We start from the raw sequence: 10662 nt of genomic DNA, 5'->3' as shown, positions 1-10662 counted from the left end.
TCCTGTTTTTTGCTGGAAAAACAGGCATTTTTTGCAGGCAGTCATTCCTGGTGTTGTAAGTCGGGCACTGATGGAGAAGCGGAATATTATTCCCTGTAAGTTGGCCTCCGAGCATCCTTTGCATTCAGAGATCCCGGCCTGCGCCGGGATGACATCTGATCATGGGTTCAACTGATTTCTGATCACTCGTTTCTGATTACTGGAAAAACCCTTGTTCCTTCCCCGACTTCATCGGGGTAAACTTTCACCTCAGGGTCCGGGTTTTTTCAACACCATTCACTTGTTTAAACTGATCACAGGTTTCTGTTCTCCTTGCAGGTTTTTTCTCAACACCGATTTCCACCCACCTTTCTTCTCAACTTCCTGATTAACTTTATCAATTTGATAAAATTCTTATTGATTTAGTAAACACCTACCTGACTAAAGAAACCCTTTGCGGATCTTTCTGCGGTTCTGCATGCTTTTTTTGGCTGTTCTTAAAATCAGGTAGCTCGGCACAATTCCTGCATAGCTTACGTGTGGTGAAAAGTAACCAACTATAAAAACAAGGTGAATTGTGGAAAAAACCTGGGTTTGTCTCGGCGTGGATATTGGTGGAACGACCACCAATTTTGGCTTTGTCGATATGTATGGAAAGGTTCATTATGAAGCCTCGTTTCCCACCCGGGCTTTCGAACCAGGTGAATTGCATCTGGAGCGGCTCCATTACTCCATTGAGGAGGCCTGGGACCGGATGCATGCCACTTATTCCCTTGAGGGAATCGGGATCGGGGCTCCGAATGGAAATTTCTATCAGGGTACCATCGTTAATCCGCCCAACCTGAATTGGGGAACCATTGAGTATGCTGAAAAAATGAAGCAATGGTATTCTGTTCCCATCCGCCTGACGAATGATGCAAATGCTGCCGCTTTTGGCGAGTTACAATTCGGAGGGGCACAGGGGCTCAGAGATTTCATGGTCATTACGCTTGGTACCGGTTTAGGCAGCGGAATTGTGGCCAATGGTGATATGATTTATGGGTTTGACGGGTTTGCGGGTGAAGTGGGGCATACCGTGGTGATCAGAGGTGGTCGCCAGTGCGGGTGCGGTCGCCGCGGATGTCTGGAAACATATGCGTCTGCCTCGGGCATCAGACGGACAGCCGTTGAACTGATGGCAGATTTAAACATCACCAGTGAACTGAGGGCCATTCCGTTTACCGATCTTAATGGAAAGCGAATTGCTGAAGCCGCTCAGAATGGTGATGAGCTTGCTCTGGAGGCCTTTAAACGAACAGGCGATATTTTGGGAATGGGTCTGGCCGATGCAGTGGCCTATACGGCACCGGAAGCCATTATCCTGGTAGGAGGATTGGCAAAGGCAGGTGATCTGATTCTGAAACCAACCCGTGAATCCTTTGAAGCCCATGTTCATTCTCTCTGGCGGAATAAAATAAAAATTAAACTCTCCGGCTTAGCCGATGGAAATATTGCCATCCTGGGCGCTGCTGCCCTGATCTGGCGGGAAATTGCTGATTAAATGAGGAAACTGATGATAAATCGACAAAGGTTAGTCACCTGCCTGCTTGCCATTTCATTTTTGTCCTGCACAGCAGGGCCGGCCGAAGCCCAATCTGATCTGACAGATAATAAGGCCACAACTGAAACCCGTGCACTATTCACCAATCTGAAGGCCCTCTCTGGAAAAGGAATTTTATTCGGGCATCAGGATGCCACTGCCTACGGGATGACCTGGGATGCAGAGGAATTCCGGTCGGATGTAAAGGATGCGGTGGGTAAATATCCCGGCATGTTTGGCTGGGAAATTGGCAAGCTGGAACACGGCAATTGGTATAATATTGATACGGTTTCCTTCAAACTGATGAAGAAGTGGATCATTGAAGCGTATAAACGGGGGGGCGTGAACACCGTTTCCTGGCACCCCGACCATCCGGTTACCAGGAAAACGGCCTGGGATGTGACCCCCGCCCTGTATGCCATTCTTCCCGGTGGCGAGAAACATGACTTGCTAAAACTCTGGCTTGATCGGGTGGCTTCCTTTTTTCTATCTCTGAAAACAGAAGACGGAACGTTGGTTCCGGTTATTTTCAGGCCATGGCATGAAAACGAAGGAAACTGGTTCTGGTGGGGTGTGAATGTCTGTACGCCCGAAGAATATATCGCGCTCTGGAAGTTTACCGTAACTTACCTGAGGGATGTGAAGGGTGTTCATAACCTGATTTATGCATACAATTGGGGCAAGATCCCTGATGAAGCCACCTGGCTGAGCCGGTACCCGGGTGATGACTTTGTTGATATCATTTCGGTGGATTATTACAACGAGATGACTCCGGACCGGATTAAACAATTGAGTCTGATGGTCCGGATTGCTGAAAAGCGCGGTAAAATTCCGGCTCTCGCTGAAGGTGGGTCCAACATGATCAAGGATCCGGTTTTCTGGACCGAAAAATGGCTGAATCCCATCCTCGCCGACCCGTATGCCCGTCGGATAACCTACATGCTGGTCTGGAGAAATGCCGATTACGGACATCATTTCGGGCCTTATCCCGGACATCCGTCGGTTCCTGATTTTAAAAAATTTGAAGCAGATCCCATGACCTTGTTTCTGGAAGATCTGCCCGCCATGTATCAATAATGAAACCGGTTTACCTTGTTCCGGCCATTGTTATCGGGTTGGTGATCCTGAGTCCGGTTGGACTCAGGGCCCAGCCGGATGAACCGCTCCGTGTGGCCTGCATAGGCAATTCCATCACACAGGGCAGCAACGATGCTTCAGCCTACCCGCAACAACTGGGCAGCCTGCTGGGGAGCGGTTATTCGGTTAAAAACTTCGGGGTTGGAAGCCGGACCCTGTTAAACAAAGGTGATTTTCCCATTCGTAAGGAAGCGGCTTATCAGAACGCGCTGGCCTTTAACCCACATATTCTGATTATCAAACTGGGAACGAATGATACCAAACCCCAGAATTGGATCTACCAGAACGAGTTTGTTTCCGATTACCTGCAAATCATCGGCGAGTTCAGGGAAGTCAATCCGCAGATTCAGATTTATGCTTGCCGGCCGGTTCCTGTTTTTCAGGATGGTTTCGGAATTTCCGGTGCTATTCTCCTGAATGAATTGCTCCCCAAAATCGATTCAGTCATGCAGATGGCCCGTGTGGAGACCATCGATTTTTATACAGCAATGCTGGATAAAGAAGGATGGTTTACTGATGGGATTCATCCGAATACAAACGGGTATGCTTTCATGGCCGGTGTTGCAAGAGATTCCATTTTGTCATCCCCTTCCGGCTATATCCGCTGGTTTACTTCATCGGCAAAAGCTGCTGAATTGAATGAAAATATCACCATTAACTGGCTGACCACACCCGGTTCTGCGCCGAAGGTGAATGGTGTGCCTGTTGAAGAGGCCGGCACGGTTAACATCACCCTTTCCTCTGATACCACTTTTACCCTTATCACTGCAGGGGAACACCCCGATACCGCACGGCTTTTTCTGAGGTTTCTGGCGCCCGGAACGATCACCTCTTTCACGGTTTTTCCACGCTATCTGGATCTTGGCTATCAGGATTCGGCCCTGATTTCCTGGACAACCGCAACCGGGTCGGCGGTGCTTATAGATGATAAAACGGTTGAATCCGATGGTTTCATGTGGGTAAAGCCGGATTCCACCACTCATTATATTCTTAAAGCAACGGGTCAGGTGACCACAACCGATACCATCACCGTATTCAGGTTACCATCCGACCAAATCAACCGGGCCTATCAGCGACCTGCAAAAGCATCATCCACGGTCCGTTTGTCCGATCCATCACTTGGGGTGGATGGCCTTGATTCAACCTTCTGGGAAGCAGGCGCAGGGATTTCGCCCTGGTTTCAGGTCGATTTCGGGAAAGCATATCAGATAAAGACTGTCCTGATTAACTGGGGGTCGGTTCATGCAACCAGTTATAATCTGCAAGGGGTAACCACTTCCAACCAATTAAAAAACATCAGGGCCGGAATCACTTCAACGGGTGGCATTGACAGCATTTCCGGATTAAGTGGTGAGTTCAGATACCTTCGGGTTCTCAGTCTTGGCTCATCTGTTCCTGGTGCCGGAATCCAAATACATGAACTGGAAGTCTTTGCACATCCGGTTACTCCGGTTTCGGTTGAATCAGGAAGCTCACAACCAGATCGGTTTGTGGTAGGTGCACCCTATCCGAATCCGTTTAACCCGGAAACATCTATTCCGCTCCGGCTTCTTCATTCAGGCACCATTTCCATCCGCCTGTATTCGGTGACCGGGCAGCTTGTGTTTATGGATCAGATAACACGCCCGGCTGGTCAGTCTGTTTATCATCTGAATGCAGGTCAACTGGCATCCGGATGGTATGTGGCCGTGTTTCAGGCCGGAAATCAGGTCAGAACTCAACGACTGCTTCTGGTCAGGTAGCCGGTGTTTTCCCAATCAGTGTATCACATTTTATTCACTCAATCCGGATTGATTATGAAATTCACAACGACTGCCTTCCTGCTTCTCCTTGCCTGCTCGTCGGTTTCCGTTGCCGGCGACCACGGTTTCTCTGGCAACATCATTAAACGGAAAGGGGATATTCTGGTGGATGGTGACAAGGAATTCCGGTTTTTCGGACTGGCCGCACCGAACATACAGCAGAATGAATCACAGATACGGAAAGACCGGGCTAACCGGTTTCCTGATGAATATGAAATACGGGATATCCTCGATGGAATCAGACGGATGGGGGGGCTGGCGACGCGAACCTTTTCTCTCTCGGTTTATACCCCTGAAGATAATGGCATGCCGGTTTACATCACGGCCCGGAGAACCTATAACGAAGAGGCCTTTCAGTGTCTGGACCGGGTGATTGCGCTGGGTCATGAATACAACGTCCGGATGATCATTCCGTTTATTGCCTCCCAGTCCTTTGGTGGAATACGAGGGGTGGATGAATTTTCGGCGCTTTCCGGAAAACCAAAAGGATCGTTCTGGACCGACGAAGAAGTAAAGGCCGATTTCCGGCATTTTCTGGATTTCATACTGAACCGTCGGAATACGGTTAACGGACTGTTGTATAAGGAAGATCCGGCCATTCTGTGCTGGCAATTGGGAAATGAATTTGGTAGCTATCCCGGTGACCGGGGTTTAAAATGGGACGATTGGTCTCCGAAAATTCTGGCCTGGAGCAAGGAGATGGCGGCCTACATCAGGAAAGTGGATCCCAATCACCTGATCATGGAAGCCGGTGGTGCCGACCGCAAGGATTTTCTTGAGGATCCGAACATCGACATTATCAGCGATCACCTGTACGAATACTGGAACAAGATGGGCGGAAGGCCCTGGCAACTGGCTCCCTTTGCAAAGCAGGGAAGAGCAGAATGCAAGGGAAAGAAACCGCTCATGGTCGATGAATTTGGTTTGGGTGGTATTGAAAACCTGCGTGAGCTCATGAAAACAATCCGTGAGGAACAGATTGTGGGTGGACTGATCTGGAGTATCCGCAGTCACCGCCGCGATGGGGGATGGTATTATCACAATGAAGGCGGAACGCCGGTGAATTCCTACCACGTGCCTGGCTTTCCTGCCGGATTTATCTATGAGGAAATCCGCACACTGGATCTGCTTCGTCAGGAAGCCTATGCAATCCGCGGATTGCCTGTTCCTGCCGTTGATAAGCCTTCTCCTGCCCCTATTCTGATGAAACACGGGCATGGGTTTACCTGGCGTGGTTCTACGGGAGCCAGTTCATACACCATTGAACGAGCTGAAAAACCTGCTGGTCCGTTCAGTGTGTTGCGTGATGGACTTCATGATTCCATTCTGCAGGACGTGACGAAATGGGAATACAGTCCCGAGGCATCAGAAGCACTGATTTTATACACCGATGAAACAGCCGTTGCCGGTAAAACTTACTACTACCGGATTAAAGGAGTGAATCAATCGGGTGACAGCGGATACAGCCCTGTTATGGAGGTGACCCGATGAGTCATTATCTGCCTTCCTCTGACCGGTATGATTCCATGCCCTACCGCCGGTCGGGAAAATCTGGTCTGGTTTTGCCAGCCATTTCGCTGGGTTTATGGCACAATTTCGGTGGCTATGATTTGTATGAGACCGGAAGGGCCATGGTCCGGCGTGCCTTTGACCTGGGAATCACCCACTTCGATCTGGCAAACAATTACGGACCGCCCCCGGGTTCAGCAGAGGAAAACTTCGGACGGATTCTGTCTGCGGATTTTAAACCGTACCGCGATGAACTGGTCATCAGCACAAAAGCCGGTTATGACATGTGGCCGGGGCCGTATGGCAATTTCGGCTCGCGGAAATATCTGCTTGCCAGTCTGGATCAGAGTCTGAAGCGGATGGGTCTGGATTATGTGGACATTTTTTACCATCACCGCCCGGATCCCGACACACCTGTGGAAGAATCGATGATGGCGCTTGATCAGGCCGTGCGGCAGGGAAAAGCATTGTATGCTGCCATTTCCAACTATCCGGCCGGTAAAGCAGAAGAGGCGATTTCCATTCTGAAATCACTCGGGACCCCATGTCTGATTCATCAGGCGCGGTATTCCATGTTTGACCGGTGGGTGGAAGGCGGCCTGCTCGATGTTCTGGCCAAAACCGGAACTGGTTTGATTGTGTTTTCGCCTCTTGCACAGGGATTGTTGACCGATAAATATCTGAAAGGTATCCCGGAAGATTCCCGTGCAGCCAAAGCACATGGTTACCTTCAGACCAGCACCATCACGCCGGAAAAACTGGAAAAAATCAGGAAACTGAATGAAATAGCCATTCAACGCGGACAGACCCTTGCCCAGTTGGCCATCGCCTGGCTGTTACGGTCGCCGGTGGTGACATCCGTACTGATCGGAGCCAGTAAAACCAGTCAGATTGATGATTGTGTGGCATCGGTAGCTGCCGGTAGCCTTACCGATGCAGAACTGGCGTCGATTGAAACAATCTTGCGGCTACCCGGATGAGAAATCGCTCTTCCTTAACCCGTCATTGGCTTTTCATTGTTGCCGTTGCATTGCTGTTGCCTGTTTTGGGATTTACACAGACCGACATGAATGTGGCACTGAACCGGGCGGTGTGGCAGTCGGGAGCAGCCGACTATGATCACACGGGTCATCTGACCACCGATCCCTGGCCTTCCACTTACTGGAAATCCAAAACGAGTGAGGGATGGATTTACACCGATCTGGGTTCAATCACCCCGGTTTCATCGGTGATGATCGGGTGGGGAAACGAACAGCCGGAATCGTTCAGGATTGAAGTATCCGGCAAGGGACATCCGAATCAACCAGAAGAGTGGATTTCTGTCGGAACCCAAAACAGGGTGTCGGGGAAAACGGATTCCGTACGCTTTTCGGAGGTTCCTGCGAGATTTGTGCGGATTTCCCTTTCCGGTTCTTCCCGGCATCCGGAAATTCATACGCTGAAGGTGTATGGAAAACCTGTCAGACCCTCCATCCGACCGACGGGAAAAGTCAGATTCACCAGCAATGGGCCCGAGTTGAACGGTTCGGTCTGGCAGGTGAAGCGGGAGTCATTTATCCGGGCAGATCGGGTACAACTATCGACACCAGGTTTTTTTGAAGAAGATTGGATACCTGCAACCGTTCCCGGGACGCCGCTAACCGACTACCTGGCTGCAGGTGCCATTCCCGATCCGGTATTTGGCGATCAGCAGCTGATGATTTCGGATTGGTTTTTTACGGCTCCGTTCTGGTACCGGACTGAATTTGAATCTCCCAAAGCCTGGAAAAATAAACTGGTTTGGCTGCATCTGGATGGAATTAACTGGAAGGCGGAAGTTTGGGTCAACGGCGGGTTAGCCGGACGGGTTGATGGCGCCTACATCCGCGGAAAAATGGAGATCAGCCGGTTGGTCACACCTGGAAAACGGGTGGCCATCGCCATCCGCATTCAGCCCAATGACAATCCGGGAGCAGTAACCGAGCAACACTTGAATGATCCGGATGGCAATGGAGGAATCATCGGACTCGATAGCCCCTCTATTCTGGCCAGCATCGGTTGGAACTGGATGCCTACCATTCGCGGACGGAATGCAGGAATTTGGGCACCGGTCCGGATCGAAACCACCGATGGAGTCACACTATCCGATCCACTTATTATCACCGATTTTGATCTTCCGGATACCAGTCAGGTCAACATTCAGACAGCCATCACGGTTACCAATCATGGCACCACTTCCTGGGCCGGTGAGCTAACCGGGCAGGCATCCCATTTCCGATTTACCATTCCCCTGTCCCTGAATCCTGGTGAAAGCAAAGTGATCCGTGCCGACCCGGGAAAACACCCGGCTCTTAAGGTTCAGAATCCACCGCTCTGGTGGCCCAATGGATATGGAAATCAGCCGTTGGACACGCTGGTTTTTTCTGTAACCGGTAAAAGCGGTCTCTCAGATCGGAAACAGGTGGTATTTGGTTATCGTGAGTTCAGTTACCTCTACGAATATTCCCATCTGCGATTACAGATTAACGGGGTTCCCCTGATCATTCGTGGTGGAAACTGGGGCATGGCTGAATCGATGATGCGGTACTCCGATACCGATTTTAACCGGGCCGTCCGCCTGCATAAGGAAATGAATTTCAACATGATCCGCAATTGGGTCGGCATGATCGGAAACGATGCCTTTTATAATGCCTGTGACCGGTACGGCCTGTTAATCTGGGATGATTTCTGGCTGGCCAATCCGGTGGATGGTCCGCATCCTGCCGATGAAAATCTGTTCATGGCCAATGCACGCGATAAAGTCCTGAACCGCCGGAACCGGGCATCCGTGGCATTGTGGGTGGGTCGGAATGAAGGATATCCGCCTGCCATACTGGATTCTGCCTTACGTGTTCTGCTGCAGGAAACCGATCATACCCGGCACTACCTGTCCAGTTCGGCTGACCGGCCGGTTACCGGTCTGGGTCCGTATGAAAACAAAAGTCCCGACTGGTATTTCGAAAACCGGGGAACCAGTTTTCACAGTGAACAAGGCATTGTGGCCCCGCCTGTGCTGGAAAGTTTTCAGGCCATGATGCCGGAACGCTTTCTCTGGCCGGTAAATGACATGTGGGGGAAGCATGACTGGACTCAACCGCGTGTGCGGATTTACCAGCGGGACATGGATTCCCTTTACGGAAAGCCGGTTAATCTGAAGGATTTTACACGCAAGGCCTGGTTTATGAACATGGAAGGTCCGAAAGGAATGGTGGAAAGCTGGCAATATCACCGGGGGCCAGGTGTGTTGCTTTGGATGTCACATCCGGCCTGGCCATCCCTGATCTGTCAGACCTATGACTACTGGCTCGAACCCACATCGGCTTTTTTTGCCATGAAAACGGCCTCCTCTCCCCTGCATCTGTTTATGCACCCTTCGCATGGGACGCTTCATGTTTCAAACAATTTACAACGACCCTTGGTAGATGGAGTGATCGAGGTGCTGGTGGTTGATTTATCAGGCCGGATTGTTTCCGAATCCACCCATCCGATAACTGCTGAAAAAAACATGACTGCATCCGTTTCGGGACTTCATTTGAAGTATGATGGAGAGGCCACCCGGTTCATCCGGCTGCGGTTGCTTTCAAAAGCAGGTGAAGTGCTGGCTTCCAACTTTTATTGGCAGAAACGACCGGATGGACATTACCGGGATCTGGCATCCATGGGTCAGACAAGCATTCAGGTATCTGCATACCAGACCGGTAAGCGTGGCCAGGGAAAAATTAAGATTAAAAACACAGGTTCAGCAGTGGCTCCGATGGTCCGGTTTTCCCTGATTGACGGAAAGACAGGTGAACGGGTTTTACCGGTTTTCTGGTCAGACAATTTCATTGGCCTGATGCCCGGAGAAAGCCGTGAAGTGACCATGGATCTGGAATCTGATATCAGTCCTGAATTCAAACTCAAGGTTGAAGGATGGAATGTGGAAGACCGATTGATTCCCTTAACCGAGCATTTAAAGGAAACCCCATGAAAACGCCTCATATTCTTTTAATTAACCTGCTGGTCTTTCAGATCGGAGAGGCCCAGATTCCGGTTGACTACAAGGGAACGACCTGGCGCGATTCGTTGGGAAACGGCGGGCCCCAAGCCATTCCGGGTCGGGTGGAGCTGGCGTTTTATGATCTCGGCGGAGAAGGCGTTGCCTACCACGACACCACACCCACAAACGATGGCTCTGCTTTAAACCGGACACCCGGTCATCACCGGCCCGGAGTACCGGCCTCAATTGCCTTTTTCAGGGAAAACGAAGGGGTTGATATCAGTTATACCAAGGATTGGGCCGATTTCAACCATCCGAATCCGGTCGATCCGAAGGTGAATCAGTTATATATCGGCTGGCAGGAAAATGGGGAATGGACGAATTACACGGTCGATGTGAAAGTCCCGGGACGTTATAAGATCATCACGGTTTATGGCAACAAGGATAATCAGTCCGAATTGTGGTTAAATGGTGCAAAAGCCGTTCAGCTTTCCTTGCCGGTTGATACCGGAAACTGGCATATCTGGACTCAGGCCACGATCGGAGAAATGGTTTTTCCTGCAGCGGGTCTACAACTTCTGACCCTGAAGTATAATCAGGGTGCTAATCTGGCCTATCTCGATTTTGTGTTGATTGAGGCCCTTTGACGTTTCATTCTA

General features: G+C 50.4%; 7 protein-coding genes. All 7 read left to right on the top strand.

Annotated elements, in window-relative coordinates:
- Window positions 1-556: 556 nt before the first annotated feature.
- Genes HUU10_02390 through HUU10_02360 form a run of 7 tightly spaced genes read left to right on the top strand, consistent with a single transcriptional unit; the run spans window position 557 to window position 10650 of the window.
- The gene (locus tag HUU10_02390) at window positions 557-1519 is read left to right on the top strand and encodes an ROK family protein (protein NUQ80434.1); all 963 of its coding nucleotides are present in this window, start codon (window positions 557-559) and stop codon (window positions 1517-1519) included.
- A 12-nt stretch (window positions 1520-1531) separates the two neighbouring features.
- Complete coding sequence (locus HUU10_02385; protein ID NUQ80433.1) at window positions 1532-2635, top strand: beta-mannosidase; 1104 nt, start codon at window positions 1532-1534, stop codon at window positions 2633-2635.
- Complete coding sequence (locus HUU10_02380; GenBank protein NUQ80432.1) at window positions 2635-4437, top strand: T9SS type A sorting domain-containing protein; 1803 nt, start codon at window positions 2635-2637, stop codon at window positions 4435-4437. Before HUU10_02385 ends, HUU10_02380 begins: the two co-directional genes overlap by 1 nt.
- 54 nt (window positions 4438-4491) lie before the next feature.
- Window positions 4492-5988 carry a cellulase family glycosylhydrolase gene (locus tag HUU10_02375; GenBank protein ID NUQ80431.1) on the top strand — a complete coding sequence of 499 codons (1497 nt, stop codon included), beginning with the start codon at window positions 4492-4494 and terminating at the stop codon, window positions 5986-5988.
- Window positions 5985-6986 (top strand): aldo/keto reductase, encoded by a 1002-nt coding sequence (locus tag HUU10_02370; protein ID NUQ80430.1) that lies wholly within the window; start codon window positions 5985-5987, stop codon window positions 6984-6986. The genes HUU10_02375 and HUU10_02370 overlap by 4 nt, the downstream gene beginning before the upstream one ends.
- Window positions 6983-9994 (top strand): discoidin domain-containing protein, encoded by a 3012-nt coding sequence (locus HUU10_02365; protein NUQ80429.1) that lies wholly within the window; start codon window positions 6983-6985, stop codon window positions 9992-9994. The genes HUU10_02370 and HUU10_02365 overlap by 4 nt, the downstream gene beginning before the upstream one ends.
- Window positions 9991-10650 carry a carbohydrate-binding protein gene (locus HUU10_02360; GenBank protein ID NUQ80428.1) on the top strand — a complete coding sequence of 220 codons (660 nt, stop codon included), beginning with the start codon at window positions 9991-9993 and terminating at the stop codon, window positions 10648-10650. The genes HUU10_02365 and HUU10_02360 overlap by 4 nt, the downstream gene beginning before the upstream one ends.
- Window positions 10651-10662: the final 12 nt, after the last annotated feature.

The organism is Bacteroidota bacterium, from assembly GCA_013360915.1.
In the GTDB taxonomy this organism is placed as follows: Bacteria; Bacteroidota; JABWAT01; order JABWAT01; family JABWAT01; genus JABWAT01.
This window is presented reverse-complemented; position numbering and strand designations above follow the sequence as displayed.

What these genes read in the sequence shown, in the direction of transcription:
- HUU10_02385 (NUQ80433.1), top strand. Translation starts at nt 1,532, where the DNA reads ATGATAAATCGACAAAGGTTAGTCACCTGCCTGCTTGCCATTTCATTT.
- HUU10_02380 (NUQ80432.1), top strand. Translation starts at nt 2,635, where the DNA reads ATGAAACCGGTTTACCTTGTTCCGGCCATTGTTATCGGGTTGGTGATC.
- HUU10_02375 (NUQ80431.1), top strand. Translation starts at nt 4,492, where the DNA reads ATGAAATTCACAACGACTGCCTTCCTGCTTCTCCTTGCCTGCTCGTCG.
- HUU10_02370 (NUQ80430.1), top strand. Translation starts at nt 5,985, where the DNA reads ATGAGTCATTATCTGCCTTCCTCTGACCGGTATGATTCCATGCCCTAC.
- HUU10_02365 (NUQ80429.1), top strand. Translation starts at nt 6,983, where the DNA reads ATGAGAAATCGCTCTTCCTTAACCCGTCATTGGCTTTTCATTGTTGCC.
- HUU10_02360 (NUQ80428.1), top strand. Translation starts at nt 9,991, where the DNA reads ATGAAAACGCCTCATATTCTTTTAATTAACCTGCTGGTCTTTCAGATC.